The following is a 16,507-nucleotide window of genomic DNA, read 5'->3' as shown; positions in this document are numbered from 1 at the left end:
GACTCTCCCTCGGGAGGGTCCGTTTCTTTTTGCACGCGAGGCAGGGCGCGATGCACGTGACGCGGACGGTTGCGGACGTGGCGCCGGAACGGGGCGTTTGTTCACCGCGCGCCATACGGTACATTGCCCGAGTGCCCGCCCTCTGCATGACGAACCCCGCCTGATGATCGAAGCCGAACACCTGACGCGCAGATACGGACGACTCACCGCGGTGGACGATCTGAGTTTCCGCGCCGAGCCGGGCGAGGTCGTCGGTCTGCTGGGGCCGAACGGTGCGGGCAAGTCCACCGTGATGCGCATGATCAGCGGCTTCATCGCACCCTCTGCCGGCACGGCGCGCGTGTGCGGGCACGATGTGCGCAAGTCGCCGCTCGCCGCCAAGCGCGTGCTCGGCTATCTGCCTGAGGGTGCACCCAGCTACGGCGAACTGACCGTACGCGAGTTCCTGCTTTTCATCGGGCGCGTGCGTGGCTTGCGCGGCAGCGAGCTGCATCGACATATCGATGCAGCGGTCGAGCACCTTGATTTGCACGATGTGCTGCATTCGACCATCGACACGCTGTCGAAGGGCTTCCGCCGTCGCGTCGGGCTGGCGCGTGCGATTCTGCACGAGCCGGCCGTGCTCATGCTCGACGAGCCCACCGACGGCCTCGATCCGAACCAGAAGCGCGAGGTGCGCGCGCTGATCGACGCCATGGCGCGCAAGCGCACCATCCTTATTTCAACGCACTTGCTGGAAGAGGTGCACGCCCTGTGCAATCGCGTTCTGATCGTGGCGCGAGGGCGTCTGCTTGCGGACGCGACGCCGGCCGAATTGGAGACGCGCTCGCGCTACCACGGCGCAGTGTCGTTCAGCGCCGCGGGCGCAGGCGTGGCGCGAGCCATGCTCGAACGCATGCCCGGTGTGGCGGCGGTCGAGGTCGACCCGCTCGACGGCCGCGTCACGGTGCTGCCCGAGCCGGGCAAAAAACTGCTCGATCCGGTGCAGGAGTTACTGCGTGCACAGGGCTTGAAGGTGCTGGAGATCCAGCTCGAACGCGGTCGCCTCGAGGAAGTGTTCCGAACCATGACCGCTCGCTCTCGGGAGGGCGAGACATGAGCGCGATCCTGGCGATCATGCGGCGCGAACTGCGCAGCTATTTCGTGACGCCGCTGGCGTACGTGTTCCTGGTCATCTTCCTGTTCATGGCCGGTGTGCTGACTTTCTATGTCGGTGACTTCTACGAGCGCGGTCTGGCCGATCTGCAGCCGTTCTTCAATTTCCATCCATGGCTGTACCTGGTGCTCGCGCCGGCGCTGACCATGCGGTTGTGGGCTGAGGAGCGAAAGAGCGGCACGCTGGAGCTGCTGCTGACGTTGCCGATCAGCGTGACTCAGGCAATGCTGGGCAAGTTCCTCGCCGCCTGGCTGTTCGTCGCGCTGGCGCTCGTGCTCAGTTTTCCGATGTGGCTCACGGTGAACTACCTCGGCAACCCGGACAACGGCGTGATCCTTGCCGGCTACCTGGGAAGTTGGCTGATGGCGGGTAGTTTCCTGGCCGTCGGCTGTTGCCTTTCGGCGCTAACCCGCAGCCAGGTCGTGGCGTTCATCCTGACCGCCGCGGTGTGTTTCGTGCTGGTGCTGGCGGGTCTGCCGGCGATCCAGGACATGCTGATCGACTGGCTCCCGAGTCGGTTGGTCGGGATGGTGTCCGCGTTCAGCATCCTGTTTCATTTCCGCGCCATCGCACGGGGCGTGCTCGATGTGCAGGACCTGGTCTACTTCGTGACCTCGATCGTGGTCTGGCTCTGGGCCGGCGTGATCGTCCTGCAATTGAAGCGGGGGGACTGAGATGCGCACGCTGGTTCGCCGCTCGTTCCTTCTGCGTCTGGGGCTGTTAGCGCTGCTGGCTGCATTCGTCGGGGTCATCTTCGCGAATGCGATGTGGCTGCGCGGAGTGCGGGTGGACCTGACTTCGGATCATCTGTACAGCCTGTCCCCCGGTACCCAGAAGATTATCGAGGGGCTGCATCGCCCGGTGCACCTGACGCTGTATTTCTCGCGGCACGCCACGCGGGATCTTCCGCAACTGCGCAGCTACGAACAACGGGTGCGCGAGCTGCTGCAGGAAATGGTGTCGCGCTCGCATGGGCGCCTGCATCTTTCGGTGGTCGACCCGGTGCCCTACTCGGACGACGAGGATCGAGCCCTGGGCGGCGGCCTGACGGCCATGCCGGGCGGCAGCAACGGCGAACGCGTGTTCTTCGGTCTGGCCGGACGCACGGCCAGCGGCACCGAGCTTTCGATCCCGTTCTTCGACCCGGGTCAGGAAGCCTTTCTGGAATACAACATCACGCGGCTGGTCTACGAGCTGGACGCGCCCAGCAAGCCGCGGATCGGCATTCTCAGTACGCTGCCCATCGACGGCAGTGCGATCAGCGGCACGCCGCCCTGGGCCGTGATGCGGCAGCTGCATCAGCTGTTCGACGTGCACATGCTGGACCCGAACGATCCGTCGCAGATCAACGACAAGCTCAGCGTGTTGATGATCGTGCATCCGAAGAACCTCAGCGATGACGAGCTGTACGCCATCGACCAGTACGTCATGCATGGCGGTCATCTGGCCGTGTTTGTCGATCCCGACGCCGAAATGGATGCGCTGCCGGTCGGATCGCTGGCCGGGACGGTCGCGGGCAGCAGTTCCGACCTTCCGCGCCTGTTCCGGGCCTGGGGTGTGGAATTCGATCCGAATCGCGTGGTGCTGGACCGTTCGCTCTCGCTGTCGATCTCGCTGGGTGGAAACTCGGCGCCGGTGCGTGATTTCGCGGTGCTCGGGCTAGGAGCGCAGGAGCTCAATCATCGCGACGTGATCACGGCGAGCCTGCAGAACATAGATGTCTCCAGCAGCGGCTATTTCGAGCTGGTGCGCCACACGAATTCACGCCTGTTTCCGCTGGTGCAGACCAGCGGCGAAGCCATGCCGGTTTCCGCCGACCGCGTCCGCGACACGGCCGACCCGACCGAGCTGTACAAGGACTACCGGCCGACCGGCGAGCACTATGTGATCGCCGCGCGGCTGCGCGGACAGTTCCAGTCGGCCTTCCCGAATCGGACGGGGCCGCATCACCTGGATCGCATGCGTGAACCGGGGCAGGTGATTCTGGTGGCCGACACCGATCTGCTGTCGGATCGTCTGTGGGTGCGGCGCACGCCGTTCCTGGGCGAGCAGTTGCTCAGCGCGTTCGCCAACAATGGCGATTTCGTTGCCAACATTCTGGACAATCTGGGCGGTTCCTCGGCACTGCTTTCCGTGCGCGGACATGCCATCTCGCAGCGTCCATTCACACGCGTGCAGGGGCTGCGCCGCGCGGCTGACGTGAAATTCCACAATCGCGAGAAGGCGCTGGAAGACGAGCTGGCGGCGACCGAGCAGGAGCTGGCCAAGCTGCAGCCGGACAAGGGCGGCACTGCGGCGCCGGACAACAAGGTCAAGCAGCAGTTGGAAAAGGCGCTCAAGCGCAAGCTGTCGATTCGTCGGCAGCTGCGCGAGGTGCAACATCAGCTGGACGCGGAGATCGATACACTGGGCACGCGCGTGAAGGCGTTCAACATCCTGTTGATGCCGTTGCTGGTGATGCTGTTCGGCATGCTCTACGGATGGCTGCGACAGCGCCGCAGCGGCAAGCGCGATGCGACATAAGGGCGCAAGCGCGGCCAGTGCGGAGGCGTGGCGGGCGTGACTCTGGTGTAATGGATCGAATGAGCGTGCTGCACTGGTTCGTGCCCTGGGAATTCTCGCCGACGGTCGTCGTGTTCTGCGCGATGGCTGTCGTGCTGTACGTGCGCGGCGCGAGACGGCGCCCGCCGGGGTTCTGGCGGCAATTTGCGTTCTGGACCGGTCTGGCGCTGATCTACGTGGCGCTGCATACCTACCTGGACTACTACGCCGAACGCGAATTCTTCATCCACCGTATCCAGCATCTGGCGCTGCACCATCTCGGGCCGTTCCTGATCGCATTGTCCGCGCCGGGGCCGGTACTGCGTGCGGGTCTGCCACTACGCTGGCGCACGCGCGGTCTGGCGCGTATGCAGGCCGGACCGGTGTGGCATGTGCTGTTCGATGTGCTGCTCAATCCGTGGGTGGCGTCGATCCTGTTCTTCGGCGTGATCTACATCTGGCTGTGGCCGCCGATCCACTTCGTGGCGATGCTGGACTGGCGCTGGTACCGGGTCATGAACTGGAGCGTCACCGTCGACGGGTTGATGTTCTGGTGGCTGGTGCTGGATCGACGACCGAGTCCGCCCGCGCGGCTGGCGCCGGGCGTGCGCGTGCTGATCGCACTGGCGGTTGCGGTACCGCAGATCCTGATCGGCGCGATGGTCACCTTCGCGCGTCATGATCTGTATCCGATCTACGACATCTGCGGGCGTGCCTTCCCGTCCATCAGCACGATGACCTCACAGCTGATCGGCGGGCTGGTGCTGTGGATTCCCAGCGCGATGATGAGCGTGATCGCCGCATTGATCGCGCTGCGCAATTGGATGTCGCTGTCCGCGCGCGGCCGTCTGCCGAGGCGCGGAGTGCGCGGTCGCGTCAGTCGCTGATGCCGGTGGCGTTGGCCGGGCGGGCCAGGAAACCAGCGTGCAGGATGCTGCCGTCGGCGAAGCGCAGCTGGATCGCGACATGGGTGCCGGGTTTCACCGGGTGCACGGCGCGCATCAGCATCAGGTGATAGCCGCCGGGCGCGAACTCGACCTTGCCGTGCGCCGGAATGGTCAGGCTCGGCACCATATGCATGCGCGAAACGCCACCCGACTCGCTGCTCTTGTGCAGCATCACCTGTCCGTAGGCCGGACTGCTGGCACCGACCAGCTTCACGGCGCTATCGCTGTCGTTGTGCAGCACCGCGTAGCCGGCGTTGGGCAGCGCGCCAGGCAGTACGCGAATCCACGCCGCGCTGACGTGCACGGCAGCGCTTTCCTTGGCCTGGGCCAGAGCCAGAGCGGGTAGCGCGAGAGCGAACACGAAGGCCAGGGCGAGCGTCTTGGGGATGCGCATGTCGGTCAGTCTCCCGTGTTGAGCAGCAGGTGCAGGTCATGCACTAGGTCGTCGTTGCTGGTGGCCGGCGTGGCCAGCACGCGGGCGCGGCCCTGGCGGTCGAAGATGTAGATGGCCGAGCTGTGGTTGACCTCGTAGCCGCCGTTCTTGGCCTGCTTGCCGCGGTCGAACGCGGCGCGGTAGCGCTTGGCCAGTGCGCGGATCTGCGCGCGGGTGCCGGTCAGGCCCACGGCGTGCTTGTCGAAGGCGGTCACGTACTGGTGCAGCACGGGCACGGTATCGCGCGCCGGGTCCACGGTGACGAACAGGAAGCGCGCGCCGTCAGCCAGCTTGCCCAGGCGCTGCATCACCACGTGGATGCGGGTCAGCGTCAGCGGGCATACGTCGGGGCAGTGGGTGTAGCCGAAATACAGCATCGTGACCTTGCCGCGGTAGTGCTTCGCGGTCACGGTCTGGCCGTCATCGTCGGTCAGCTGGAACTTCAGGTCGGGCAGGTGGCCGGTGACATCGGTCAGGCGGAATTTCAGCTTCGGTGCGCTGTGGCAACCGGCCAGCAGGGCCGCGGCGAGCAGGGTCGCGATCAGGCCGGTCAGCAGGCCTGCGCGACGAAGAGGTAGGCGAGGGCTGTTCATGGCCGGTCAGCATACGCCAAGATGGCCGGGTTTTCGTTTCGGGAGCCGATGCATGCGACATTCTGTCCCTTCCCCAGGTGGCTGGCTGGTGGCCATCGCCGGCGCCAGCGCGGTGCTGCTGGGCGCGTTCGGTGCGCACGGCCTGCGCGCCACGCTGGACGCGCAGCATATGCAGATCTGGGAAACCGCCGTGCAGTATCAGTTCTGGCATGCACTGGCGCTGGCGCTGACGGTCGTTCTCGCGCCCAGCGGGCGTTCGGTGAAGGTCGCGTTGGTTGCGTTCGCGCTGGGTATCGTGCTGTTCAGCGGCAGCCTCTATGCGCTGGCGCTCGGTGCGCCGCGGTGGACCGGCATCATCACGCCGTTCGGCGGCATCGCCTTCGTGGTCGGCTGGCTGGCCCTGGGGTGGTCGATGCGCGTGCGTCACTAGCGGCGTCGCCGTCTGCACGGCACGCGATCGCCGTTCATGGCGAACGCTGACCGCTACAATGGATCGACAGCCTCTGGAGTCATCATGAAAGCACTGGGCACACCCTTGAGCGAACGCGCCACGCGCGTGCTGTTGCTGGGTTCGGGCGAACTCGGCAAGGAAGTGGCGATCGAGCTGCAGCGTTTCGCGGTCGAGGTCATCGCCGTGGATCGTTACGCGGACGCGCCGGCCATGCAGGTCGCGCATCGCAGCCATGTGATCGACATGCTCGATGGCGAAGCATTGCGCCGCCTCATCGAGCAGGAGAAGCCGGACCTGGTGGTGCCGGAGATCGAGGCGATCCACACGCCCACGCTGGAAGCGATGGAGCGCGAGGGCCTGCATGTGATCCCGACCGCGCGCGCCGCACGACTGACCATGGATCGTGAAGGCATCCGCCGCCTGGCGGCCGAGGAGCTGGGGCTGCCGACGTCGCCGTACCGGTTCTGCGGCACGCGCGAGGAATACGAGCAGGCCATCGAAGCGGTGGGTCTGCCGTGCGTGGTCAAGCCGGTGATGAGTTCCTCCGGCAAGGGGCAGAGCGTGCTGCGCACGCGCGACGACATCGGGCCGGCCTGGGAATACGCCCAGTCCGGGGGCCGTGCCGGGCAGGGGCGGGTGATCGTCGAGGGTTTCGTCGATTTCGAGTACGAGATCACGTTGCTGACCGTGCGCCATCGTGACGGCACGTCGTTCTGCGACCCTGTCGGGCACGTGCAGGAAGACGGCGACTACCGCGAGTCGTGGCAGCCGCAGCCGATGAGCGACGCCGCGCGGGCCGAGGCCGAACGCATCGCCGCTCGCATGACCGAAGCGCTCGGCGGGTACGGACTGTTCGGCGTCGAGTGCTTTGTCCAGGGCGATACGGTGATCTTCTCCGAGGTCAGCCCGCGCCCGCACGACACCGGACTGGTGACGTTGATCTCGCAGGATCTGTCCGAATTCGCCCTGCATGCGCGGGCGATTCTGGGCCTGCCGATTCCGGCGATCCGCAGTTTCGGGCCGTCCGCGTCCTGCGCGGTGCTGGTCGAGGGCGAGGGACGGCATCCGGTCTACCACGGGCTGGACAAGGCGTTGGCCGAACCCGATACGGCTTTGCGCGTGTTCGGCAAGCCGGAAGTGTCCGGTCGCCGGCGCATGGCGGTGACGCTGGCGCGCGGCGAGAACGTCGACGAGGCGCGCGCGAAGGCGCGGGACGCCGCGGCGCAGATAAAGGTTACGTTCTAGCGGCGTGAGGCGGGGGTCAGCCGAGGCGGGACGTCGGTTGCACGAGGACCGCGTTTCCACCATTCGCCAGCGTCATGAGCGTCACTGTACGCGAAGAATGGCCGGAAAGGTGGCGGCCGTGCCATCCGGTTGGCAAAGCCGTTCACGCTCCTGACGGCTTTGCCGCGTCGGTATCGTCCCGCAACGGTGTCCAGCGCTCTTCGCGGAGGACCTCCAGCGGGCGGAAGCGCCGCTTGTAGTCCATCTTCGGGTGGCCTTCGATCCAGTAGCCGAGGTAGAGGTATTCCAGGCCGCGCCGCCGTGCCAGCTCGAGCTGGCTGAGGATGCCGAAGGTGCCCAGGCTGCGCGCCGATGCGTCCGGGTCGAAGAAGGTGTAGACGGCCGACAGGCCGCTGACGCAGACGTCGGTGACGGCGACGCCGAGCAGGTGGCCGTTCTTGCGCATCTCCAGGAACAGCGTCGGACTCCACGGCGCGCTCAGGAAGTGGCGAAAATCGTCCGGCTCGGCCTCGTCCATGCCGCCGCCCGGGTGCCGGCTGCGCAGGTACTTGGTGTACAGCGCGAAGCGTTCCTCGGTGTAGGTGGGTTCGGCTTCGTGCAGGGTCAGATCCGCGTTGCGTTTCAGACAGCGTCGCTGGCTGCGGTCGGGACGAAAGTGCTCGACCGGCACCCGGCAGGGGATGCAGGCCTGGCATCGCGCGCAGCGCGGTCGATACAGATGTCCGCCGGCGCGACGAAAGCCCTGCGCCAGCGCGCCCGGATAGAGGCGGTCGAGGTTCGGTGCGGCCGGGTCCAGCACCAGATTCTGCGCCGCGCGGTCGGCGTAGTAGCCACAGGCGTGGGGCAGGGTCAGGAACAGGCGAATGCGTTCGGAGCGCATCGAATCGGTCCGGCGGGGTCCATCCACAGTCTACGACGATCGCGGCGGAACGCGTCCAGCTGCACGTGGGCGGGTCAGCTGGAGAACGTCATCCGCAGCACCATCAGCGCGATCACGGCGACGATGGCGGCGAAGGCGATCGTGCGGGCGCGCCGCACGGTGGACTTGCGCTTGAGCACGGCGCGTTCGGCACTGTCGCTGGCGCGTGAGGCAGCCAGCACGTCGGCATGCCGCGTCAGCGGTTCCAGTCCGGCCTCGCGCAGCAGCGCGCGTGCCTTGGGCAGGTCATCGGCGAAGCGCACTTCCACCTGCGGCCAGCGCTGGGTATCGCCCGGCTGCGTGTAGCTGAAGCGCTTGTAGCTGGAGCGCTGGTAGGACGCGCGGTTGTTGATCTTGGTCTCGATGCCATGCTCGGCGAGCATGGCGACCACGCGGTTGATGTTCTCGTCTCGAGGGGAGGTGTAGATCTCGCGCATGGGGCAAGGATACTCCGTGGCTCAGTCGTCGTCGCGCAGGCGCACCAGGCCTTCCTGCGCGGTCGAGGCCACCAGCGTGCCGTCGCGGCGGAAGATCATGCCGCGCGCCAGGCCGCGCGCACCTTGCGCCGTCGGGCTGTCGAACGAGTACAGCAGCCACTCGTCGACGCGGAACGGGCGGTGGAACCACATCGCGTGGTCGAGGCTGGCCATCTGCACGTTGTGGCTGATGTAGGAAATGCCGTGCGGCAGCGTGCTGGTGCCGATCAGGTGGAAATCCGAGGCGTAGGCCAGCAGCGCGCGCTGCTGATCGGCCGTGGCGTCGGGCACCGGCGCGGTCAGGCGGAACCAGATGTGCTGGTAGGGCGGTCGCTTGGCCGGGTGCATCTCATCGCGCGGCCAGACCTGGCGGAACTCGAACGGGCGGTCGGCGCCGAGCCAGCGTTGCAGCTTCACCGGCAGCTTGGCGAATTCCTCCGGCGGCAGCGGGTCCTGCGGTGCGATGTCCTCGGGCGCGGGCACCTCGGGCATCGAGGTCTGGTGCTCGAAGCCTTCTTCCTCGATCTGGAACGACACGGCGCAGTTGAGGATCGGCTTGCCGTGCTGGATGGCGACGATGCGCCGCGAGGAGAAGCTGTGCCCGTCGCGCGCGCGCTCGACCGAGTACACGATCGGTGCGTTGATGTCGCCGGCGCGCAGGAAGTAGGCATGCAGCGAATGGGCATGGCGGTGCGGTTCGACGGTCTGCTGTGCCGCCGAAAGCGCCTGGCCGAGTACCTGTCCGCCGAACACGAAGCGGGTGCCGATGTCGCGGCTCTGGCCGCGGAAAAGATTGTCTTCGAGGCGCTCCAGGCGCAGCAGTTCGATCAGCTCGCCGACGTGCGTGTTGCTCATGCGGAATCCGGGTGCGGGAATGGACGCAAGTATAGCGGGGCGGGGCCGCGCTCAGGGATGCAGGCGCTGCAGGGACAGGCCTTCGAGCACCTTCGGCCAGGGGAACTGCGGGCCGGGGTCGAGTTTGCGGTGGACCTGGATCGACGGATCGTCGCTGGCCGGCACCAGGGTGGTGTCCAGGTCCTCATGTCCGGCGATCCAGCGCAGGTTCGGATAGTCGTGCCGTAACTGCCCCAGCAGCGCGCGCAGGCTGGCGATCTGCGCGGCGGTGTAGGGCTGGGTCATGGTCTGGTGGCGGCTGTCGAGCCAGTCCGGATAACGGCCTGTGTTAACCAGTTCGATACCGATCGAGCGCTCGTTGTAGCCGCGCGTGTGGTTGGCGACCCGCGTGCCCGGCACGTAGCGGTACACCTGGCCATCGCGGTCGATGTAGAAATGGCCGCTGTTGCCGGTGCCCGAGGCGTACAGCACCTTTTCGCCGTAGCGGCGTGCGGTGGCCAGATCGGGCAATTCGGTGCAGTGGATCACCACCAGATCGACGGCGCCGGCCGGGCGCTCGTCGAGCTTGGCCACGTAGGGCAGGGGCTGGTCGTGGATGTGCGGAGGCGGCAAAGGCATGCGCGCAGTGTCGCATGCGGCCAGCGCCGCGTCATGGCGGCGGCAGCGGCTACAATGGGCGATCTGTTCATCGTATCGGAGCGCTCATGCGCGGCCACGTCATTCTTTCCCACGGCTCCGGCAGCGGACCACAGGCGACCAAGGTCAGCGTGCTGGCCGAGACCGCCGAGGCGCTGGGCTATTCCACCGAGCGGCCGGATTACCGCGACTGCGACGAGCTGGGCGAGCAGGCTTCGGTCGCGCCGCGCGTCGAGCGTCTGCTGGAGCGCATCCATGCCGCGCCGCAGCCGCCGATCCTGGTCGGTTCGAGCATGGGCGCGTTCGTGTCCGGACTGGCCTCGTTGCGTGCGCCGTGTCGCGCGCTGTTCCTGCTGGCCCTGCCGATCGGCATCCCCGGCGTGGAGCCGCAGTTCGACATGGCGCGCGACGTGCCGTCGATGCTGATCCACGGTTTCGCCGACGACCTGTGCCCGGCCGACGCCGCGCTGGCCTTCGCCGACCGCGTCGGCATGCCGGCCCTGCTGGTTGCCGACGGCCATCGCCTGTCTGATCACGTGGCCGTGATCGAGCAGCAGTTCCGCCTCTTCCTGGAGCGACTCTCGGCGTGAGCGATTTCTTTGTCAGTTGTCCGCGCGGTCTGGAATACCTGCTGCGCGATGAGTTGCTGGCCCTGGGCGCGACATCGGCGCGCGAGGCGCTGGCCGGCGTGCATGTCGAGGGCAATCTGGAAATGGCCTATCGCGCCTGCCTGCATTCGCGCCTGGCCAGCCGCGTGCTGTGGCCGCTGATGCAGTTCGACGCCGCCGACGAGCAGGCGCTGTACGACGGCGTGCGCGGGGTCGACTGGGCGCCGCATCTGGCGGCGGACGGCACGCTGGCGGTGGATGCCGTGGTCTCGCGCAGCACCGTCCGGCACAACCGCTACGCCGCGCAGCGGGTCAAGGACGCCATCGTCGACCAGTTCCGCGAGGAGCTGGGCACGCGTCCCTCGGTCGACACCGAGCGACCGGATGTGCGCGTGCACCTGCGCCTGAAGCGCAATCGCGCGGCGCTGTCGCTGGATCTGTCCGGCGCGCCGCTGCATCGGCGCGGATGGCGCAGCGGGCAGGGCGAGGCGCCGCTGAAGGAGAATCTGGCCGCGGCCATTCTGCTGCGTGCGCAGTGGCCGCGGATCTACGCCGAGGGCGGTTCGCTGGTCGACCCGATGTGCGGCTCCGGCACGCTGCTGATCGAGGCGGCCTGGATGGCGGCCGATGTCGCGCCGGGCCTGCATCGTGACTACTTCGGTTTCCTCGGCTGGCGTGGTCATGACGCGGCGCTGTGGCAGCGTCTGAAGGACGACGCGCAGGCACGTGCCGAGGAGGGGCTGCGGACTCTGCGTCCCTGCTTCTTCGGCAGCGACCGCGATGAGCGCGTGCTGCGCATCGCCGTGCGCAACGCGCAAGCGGCGGGCGTGGCCGGGTTCATGCGGCTGGAACGCCATGACGTCGCGCATCTGCCGCCGGCGGCCGACGATGCCGGTGGCCTGATCGTGACCAATCCACCTTACGGCGAGCGGCTCGGCGATCGCGAACGGCTGCCGGCTCTGTACCACGAACTCGGCACGGTGCTGCGCGAACGCTATCCCGGCTGGCACGCTGCGGTGCTGTGCGGTGACGCCGCGCTCGGCAGTGCGCTGGGTGTGCGCGCGGACAAGCGTTACGCGCTGTACAACGGCGCGCTGGAAACCACGCTGGTCACCTTCTCGCTGCGCGCCGCCGACGCTCCGCCGCCGGTGCCGAAGCCCTTGTCCGACTCGGCGCAGATGCTGGCCAACCGCCTGCGCAAGAACCTCAAGCATCTGCGCAAGCGTCTGACGCGCGAGGGCATCACCTGCTACCGCGCCTACGATCAGGATCTGCCGGAATACGCGCTGGCCATCGATGTCTACGAAGACTGGCTGCACCTGCAGGAGTATCGCGCGCCGGCCGATGTGCCCGAGCACGTGGCTGCCGGGCGTGTGCGCGAGGCCGTGCGCGCCGCGGCGGAAGTCTTCGAGGTGCCACGCGAACGCATCGCGGTGAAGCAGCGCCGTCGCGGCAAGGGCGGTTCCAAGTACGGGCAGTTCGATCAGAGTGGCGAGATGATCGAAGTGGGTGAGGGCGGTCTGTGCTTTCTGGCCAACCTGACCGATTATCTCGACACCGGCCTGTTCCTCGATCATCGCCTGGTGCGCGCCAAGCTGCGCGAACTGGCGTCGGGCAGGCGCTTCCTGAACCTGTTTGCCTATACCGCCACGGCCTCGGTGTACGCCGCGGCGGGCGGCGCGCGCGAGACGGTCAGCGTGGATTTGTCCGGGACCTATCTGGACTGGGCCTCGAAGAATCTGGCGCTGAACGGCTTCACCGGCGAGGCGCACCGGCTGGCGCAGGCCGATGCCATGGCCTGGGTGCGCGAGGATCGCAGCCGCTACGGCCTGATCTACGTCGATCCGCCGACCTTCTCCAACTCCAAGCGAACCGAGGAGGACTTCGATGTCCAGCGCGACCATGTGGCCCTTCTGCAGGCGTGCGCGGCGCGGCTCGAGGACGGTGGTGTGATCGTTTTCTCCAATAATTTCAGGCGATTCAAGCTGGATGTGGAAGCGCTTTCGGCAACCTTCGCGATCCAGGACTGGAGTGCGCAGTCGATTCCCTTCGACTTCGCGCGCCGCGCCGATATCCACGGCTGCTGGCTTCTGAAGCGACACGCCTGAAGGCCTGCACTTTTCAGTATCGATTCAGGAGCGAAGCACCACGCTGACTCCAGATTGCGGAGAACCGACATGACCACGCCCCTGTTCAAATCGATCGTATGCGCCGCGGCCGTCGCCGCGCTGGCTTGCGCGCCCAGCGCATTCGCCGGTCATGGTCGTCATGGCGGATACCACCATTACCGTGGGCACTACGGTCACGCCGTGCGCTATCACGGCGGATACGGGCATCACTACTACTACCATCGCCATCGCGACCATGTGGGGCGGTGGGTGGCCGGTGCCGTGGTACTGGGCGCTTTGACGCACTTGGTGGTCGAGGCCAGTCAGCCGCGCGTCGTGTACTACGACAATCCTCCGGTGACGTACTCGCGCACTCGCGTGATCTATCGCGACCGTCCGGTGGAGCGGGTCTACGAACAGCGCACGGTCTACAGCGATCCGTACCAGACACGCTACATCGGTCACGACGATTCGTACGACGACGATTGAAGATCGTCGCAGCGCTGCACGAAAAGCCCGGCATGGCCGGGCTTTTCTTTTATGCGTCGTTCATGGGACCGGCAGGGCGTAGTGCACATCGGTATCGCGCAGGTAGCCGACGTCTTCGTACAGTCGCTGCGCGCCGGTGTTGTCGTTGGCGGTGGACAGCGTCATGCGACAAGCGCCGGTGCGGCCCGCATGCTCGCGGGCACGTTCGAGCAACGCGCGGCCCACGCCCTGACCGCGTGCTTCGGGTATCACGAACAGGTCGTTGAGAATCCAGAGACGCTGCGCCGCCACCGAGGAAAATCCCGGGTACAGCTGCGTGAAACCGAGTGTCTGGTTGTCCGAAGTCTCGACGCGTTCGGCCACGAAGATCACCGACTCGCGCAGGGCCAGGCGTTCGTGGAGGAAACGACGCGCGGCGTCGAGGTCGGCCGGTTGCTCGTAGAAGCGGCGGTAAGCATCGAACAGCGGTGCGAGGGTGTCGAGGTCGTCGAGCAGCCCCTGGCGGATGCGTAGGGTGTGCGGCATGGCGAAGCTCCGGTTTGCGGATGTCTTCGAGCGTAACGGTTCGCGTGCGCGAAGGTGTTTCGCGTTTTGCTGTCGAGGCTTTTGTGCCATCTTCGCGGCTCTGGTAGGGTCATCGAACGCGCATCCGGTGGATGCACGCAGCGAGCGTATCGGATGAACGCCCAACCCGAATCGCCCCAGGGCATGGAGCCTGTCGAAGCACTGGACGCGCGGTATGCGCGGGTGCGCGATGCGACGATGGCGCTGTGCGCCACGCTGACGCCCGAGGATACGGTCGCACAGTCCATGCCCGACGCCAGTCCGGCCAAATGGCATCTGGCGCACACCACCTGGTTCTTCGAGAAATTCGTGCTCTGCCGCGATCCCGGCTATGCGCCGATGCACGCGGACTGGCACTACCTGTTCAATTCCTATTACCAGTCGGCCGGTCCGATGCATGCGCGGCCGCAGCGTGGCCTGATCACGCGGCCGAGTCTGCTGGAGGTGGTCGATTTCCGTCGCCACGTCGATGCGTGCATGCGCGAGCGACTGCAAGCCGGCGTGGACGAGGACACTGCCGCGATCGTGGTTATCGGTCTGCACCACGAGCAGCAGCATCAGGAGTTGCTGCTGACCGACATCAAGCATCTGTTCGCATGCAATCCGCTGTTGCCCGCGTATGCCGAGCTGCCCGAACCGCCGCGAGGTCGCGCGCGCCCGCAGCACTTCCTGCGCGGACGTGAGGGACTGGTCGAGACCGGCGCGCCGGCGCATGGATTCGCCTACGACAACGAGCGGCCGCGTCATCGAGAACTGCTGCACCCGCACGCCATCGCGCAGCGCCCGGTCAGTAATGCCGAATTCATCGAGTTCATCCGTGACGGCGGCTACCGCACGCCGACGCTGTGGATGTCCGAGGGGTGGGATACGGTGCAGCGCGAAGGCTGGAACCGCCCGCTGTACTGGAGCGAGGACCTGGACAGCGCTTTCACGCTCGGCGGCCTGCGCGCGCTCGATCCGCACGCGCCGGTGGCGCACGTGAGCTATTTCGAAGCCGACGCCTTCGCGCGCTGGGCCGGCGCGCGACTGCCCACGGAAGCCGAGTGGGAGGTACTGGCCGCCGACCGCGATCCGGGGCAGGGCAATCTGCGCGATCGCGGCCTGCTGCAACCGTGCGCGGCGCCAGACGACGCCGATGAGGACGCACCGCTGCAGCTGTTCGGCGATGTCTGGGAATGGACGTCCAGCCCGTACGTCAGCTATCCCGGATTCCGCCCGCTGCCGGGCGCGTTGGGCGAGTACAACGGCAAGTTCATGTGCGGTCAGTGGGTGCTGCGCGGCGGTTCCTGCGTGACGCCGAGCGACCACGTTCGTGCCAGCTACCGAAACTTCTTCTATCCCGCCAGTCGCTGGCAGTTCAGCGGGATCCGACTGGGACGCGACGCATGACATCCGCCGCCTTGGACGTGCAACTCCATGACCTCCAGCCCAGTGCCGACGACATGCTCGGCGACGTGCTCGAAGGACTCTCGCGACAGCCCAAGCAGTTGTCCTCGAAGTACTTCTACGATGCGCGCGGCTCGCGTCTGTTCGAGCGCATCTGCGAGCAGCCGGAGTACTACCTGACGCGCGCCGAACTGGCTCTGATGCGCGAGCATCTGTCGCAGATCGCCGATGCGCTCGGACCCGAAGTGCTGCTGGTGGAATACGGCAGCGGCAGTGGCATCAAGACACGTCTGCTGCTGGAGCACCTGCATGCGCCGGTGGCGTACATGCCGGTGGAGATCTCGCGCAGCGCGCTGATGGCCAGCGTCGAACGCCTGGCCGACGACCATCCGTCGATCCAGATGCTGCCGGTGTGCGCGGACTTCACGCAGCCCATCGAACTGCCGATCCCGGATCGCAAACAGCGTCGGACCGTGATCTATTTCCCTGGTTCGACCATCGGCAATTTCGAGGCCTCGCAGGCGGTGCGCCTGCTTCGGCAGATGCGCGAGGAAATGGGCGAGAACGGTGCGGCGTTGGTCGGCGTCGATCTGCTCAAGGACCCCGCGATCATCGAGTCAGCCTACAACGATGCAGCCGGCGTGACCGCCGCCTTCACGCTCAACATGCTGGTGCACATCAACCGTGAACTGGGCGCGGATTTCGACGTGGACGGATTCGCCCACCGGGCGCGCTTCAATCCGCAGACCGAGCGTATCGAGACGCATATCGACAGCTTGCGTAAGCAGGACGTGCACATCGAGGGGCGCGCCTTCCACTTCGATGCCGGCGAATCGATCCTCGTCGAATACAGCTGCAAGTATTCCCGCGAATCCTTTGCGCGACTGGTCGGCGAAGCCGGACTGCGTGTCGAACGGGTCTGGACCGATCCGGACGAGCTCTTCAGTCTGCAGTATCTGGTGGCGGCCTGATCGCACGGGGCCGCGCGTCACGCAGGGGCGTCCGAAGTCACGAGCTTGATCGAGCACTCCTCGAGACACCGTCTGCGTCGACCATCGCGTTTCTTGCAGTGTGATGATCGACGGTAAGGCAGCCGGTGC

Annotated in this window: 18 protein-coding genes; 11 read left to right on the top strand and 7 right to left on the bottom strand. The window is 66.5% G+C overall.

All coding sequences use genetic code 11. The features are described 5' to 3' along the window. Positions 1-163: 163 nt before the first annotated feature. The 4 genes from BTJ49_RS09905 to BTJ49_RS09890 are packed head-to-tail and all read left to right on the top strand — an operon-like array spanning position 164 to position 4,584. Positions 164-1,099 carry an ABC transporter ATP-binding protein gene (locus tag BTJ49_RS09905; protein WP_113065235.1) on the top strand — a complete coding sequence of 312 codons (936 nt, stop codon included), beginning with the start codon at positions 164-166 and terminating at the stop codon, positions 1,097-1,099. Next, on the top strand, positions 1,096-1,830 hold the full coding sequence (locus BTJ49_RS09900; RefSeq protein WP_113065234.1) for an ABC transporter permease subunit: 735 nt from the start codon (positions 1,096-1,098) through the stop codon (positions 1,828-1,830). Before BTJ49_RS09905 ends, BTJ49_RS09900 begins: the two co-directional genes overlap by 4 nt. Before the next feature lies 1 nt (position 1,831). Next, complete coding sequence (locus tag BTJ49_RS09895; RefSeq protein ID WP_113065233.1) at positions 1,832-3,679, top strand: Gldg family protein; 1,848 nt, start codon at positions 1,832-1,834, stop codon at positions 3,677-3,679. Between the two features lie 59 nt (positions 3,680-3,738). Beyond that, complete coding sequence (locus tag BTJ49_RS09890) at positions 3,739-4,584, top strand: cytochrome c oxidase assembly protein (RefSeq protein WP_113065232.1); 846 nt, start codon at positions 3,739-3,741, stop codon at positions 4,582-4,584. On the opposite strand, the gene BTJ49_RS09885 is transcribed toward BTJ49_RS09890, so the two are convergent. Both BTJ49_RS09885 and BTJ49_RS09880 read right to left on the bottom strand, forming a co-directional pair. Then, positions 4,574-5,038, bottom strand: a complete 465-nt coding sequence (locus BTJ49_RS09885; protein WP_113065231.1) for a copper chaperone PCu(A)C — start codon at positions 5,036-5,038, stop codon at positions 4,574-4,576. The two genes, BTJ49_RS09890 and BTJ49_RS09885, sit on opposite strands and share 11 nt — an antisense overlap. A 5-nt stretch (positions 5,039-5,043) precedes the next feature. Next, complete coding sequence (locus tag BTJ49_RS09880) at positions 5,044-5,670, bottom strand: SCO family protein (RefSeq protein ID WP_113065230.1); 627 nt, start codon at positions 5,668-5,670, stop codon at positions 5,044-5,046. A gap of 52 nt (positions 5,671-5,722) precedes the next feature. On the opposite strand from BTJ49_RS09880, the gene BTJ49_RS09875 reads away from it, so the two are divergent. Both BTJ49_RS09875 and purT read left to right on the top strand, forming a co-directional pair. Next, positions 5,723-6,100 carry a DUF423 domain-containing protein gene (locus BTJ49_RS09875; RefSeq protein ID WP_113065229.1) on the top strand — a complete coding sequence of 126 codons (378 nt, stop codon included), beginning with the start codon at positions 5,723-5,725 and terminating at the stop codon, positions 6,098-6,100. 84 nt (positions 6,101-6,184) lie between these two features. Beyond that, entirely contained in the window at positions 6,185-7,366 is a 1,182-nt protein-coding gene (gene purT / locus BTJ49_RS09870; protein ID WP_113065228.1) for a formate-dependent phosphoribosylglycinamide formyltransferase, read from the top strand. Positions 7,367-7,508: 142 nt separating this feature from the next. On the opposite strand, the gene BTJ49_RS09865 is transcribed toward purT, so the two are convergent. The 4 genes from BTJ49_RS09865 to BTJ49_RS09850 form a co-directional block, all read right to left on the bottom strand. Beyond that, entirely contained in the window at positions 7,509-8,246 is a 738-nt protein-coding gene (locus BTJ49_RS09865; RefSeq protein ID WP_113065227.1) for an arginyltransferase, read from the bottom strand. Between the two features lie 74 nt (positions 8,247-8,320). After that, positions 8,321-8,722, bottom strand: a complete 402-nt coding sequence (locus BTJ49_RS09860; protein WP_113065226.1) for a DUF2007 domain-containing protein — start codon at positions 8,720-8,722, stop codon at positions 8,321-8,323. Positions 8,723-8,743: 21 nt separating this feature from the next. After that, positions 8,744-9,616 (bottom strand): acyl-CoA thioesterase II, encoded by an 873-nt coding sequence (locus tag BTJ49_RS09855; RefSeq protein ID WP_113065225.1) that lies wholly within the window; start codon positions 9,614-9,616, stop codon positions 8,744-8,746. A 51-nt stretch (positions 9,617-9,667) separates the two neighbouring features. Continuing rightward, positions 9,668-10,234, bottom strand: a complete 567-nt coding sequence (locus BTJ49_RS09850; RefSeq protein ID WP_113065224.1) for an N-acetylmuramoyl-L-alanine amidase — start codon at positions 10,232-10,234, stop codon at positions 9,668-9,670. A gap of 86 nt (positions 10,235-10,320) precedes the next feature. Between BTJ49_RS09850 and BTJ49_RS09845 the strand changes: the two genes are divergently transcribed. The 3 genes from BTJ49_RS09845 to BTJ49_RS09835 all read left to right on the top strand — a co-directional run bounded on the left by BTJ49_RS09845 (position 10,321) and on the right by BTJ49_RS09835 (position 13,457). Then, the gene (locus BTJ49_RS09845; RefSeq protein WP_113065223.1) at positions 10,321-10,842 is read left to right on the top strand and encodes an alpha/beta hydrolase; all 522 of its coding nucleotides are present in this window, start codon (positions 10,321-10,323) and stop codon (positions 10,840-10,842) included. Further along, positions 10,839-12,968: a bifunctional 23S rRNA (guanine(2069)-N(7))-methyltransferase RlmK/23S rRNA (guanine(2445)-N(2))-methyltransferase RlmL gene (gene rlmKL / locus BTJ49_RS09840; RefSeq protein ID WP_113065222.1), complete on the top strand. Its 2,130-nt coding sequence runs from the start codon at positions 10,839-10,841 to the stop codon at positions 12,966-12,968. The genes BTJ49_RS09845 and rlmKL overlap by 4 nt, the downstream gene beginning before the upstream one ends. 69 nt (positions 12,969-13,037) lie before the next feature. After that, positions 13,038-13,457 carry a hypothetical protein gene (locus BTJ49_RS09835; protein ID WP_113065221.1) on the top strand — a complete coding sequence of 140 codons (420 nt, stop codon included), beginning with the start codon at positions 13,038-13,040 and terminating at the stop codon, positions 13,455-13,457. A gap of 60 nt (positions 13,458-13,517) precedes the next feature. Here the strand turns inward: BTJ49_RS09835 and BTJ49_RS09830 are convergent, their stop codons facing one another. Beyond that, the gene (locus tag BTJ49_RS09830; protein WP_113065220.1) at positions 13,518-13,982 is read right to left on the bottom strand and encodes a GNAT family N-acetyltransferase; all 465 of its coding nucleotides are present in this window, start codon (positions 13,980-13,982) and stop codon (positions 13,518-13,520) included. Between the two features lie 153 nt (positions 13,983-14,135). Between BTJ49_RS09830 and egtB the strand changes: the two genes are divergently transcribed. Together egtB and egtD are read left to right on the top strand one after the other, a co-directional pair. Then, positions 14,136-15,410 carry an ergothioneine biosynthesis protein EgtB gene (gene egtB / locus BTJ49_RS09825; RefSeq protein WP_240601802.1) on the top strand — a complete coding sequence of 425 codons (1,275 nt, stop codon included), beginning with the start codon at positions 14,136-14,138 and terminating at the stop codon, positions 15,408-15,410. After that, positions 15,407-16,378: an L-histidine N(alpha)-methyltransferase gene (gene egtD / locus BTJ49_RS09820; RefSeq protein ID WP_113065219.1), complete on the top strand. Its 972-nt coding sequence runs from the start codon at positions 15,407-15,409 to the stop codon at positions 16,376-16,378. The genes egtB and egtD overlap by 4 nt, the downstream gene beginning before the upstream one ends. Positions 16,379-16,507 lie beyond the last annotated feature (129 nt).

This window comes from Oleiagrimonas sp. MCCC 1A03011, from assembly GCF_003267965.1.
In the GTDB taxonomy this organism is placed as follows: Bacteria; Pseudomonadota; Gammaproteobacteria; order Xanthomonadales; family Rhodanobacteraceae; genus Oleiagrimonas; species Oleiagrimonas citrea.
Note: the sequence above shows the minus strand (reverse complement) of the source record. Positions and strands in the feature narration are given on the sequence as shown.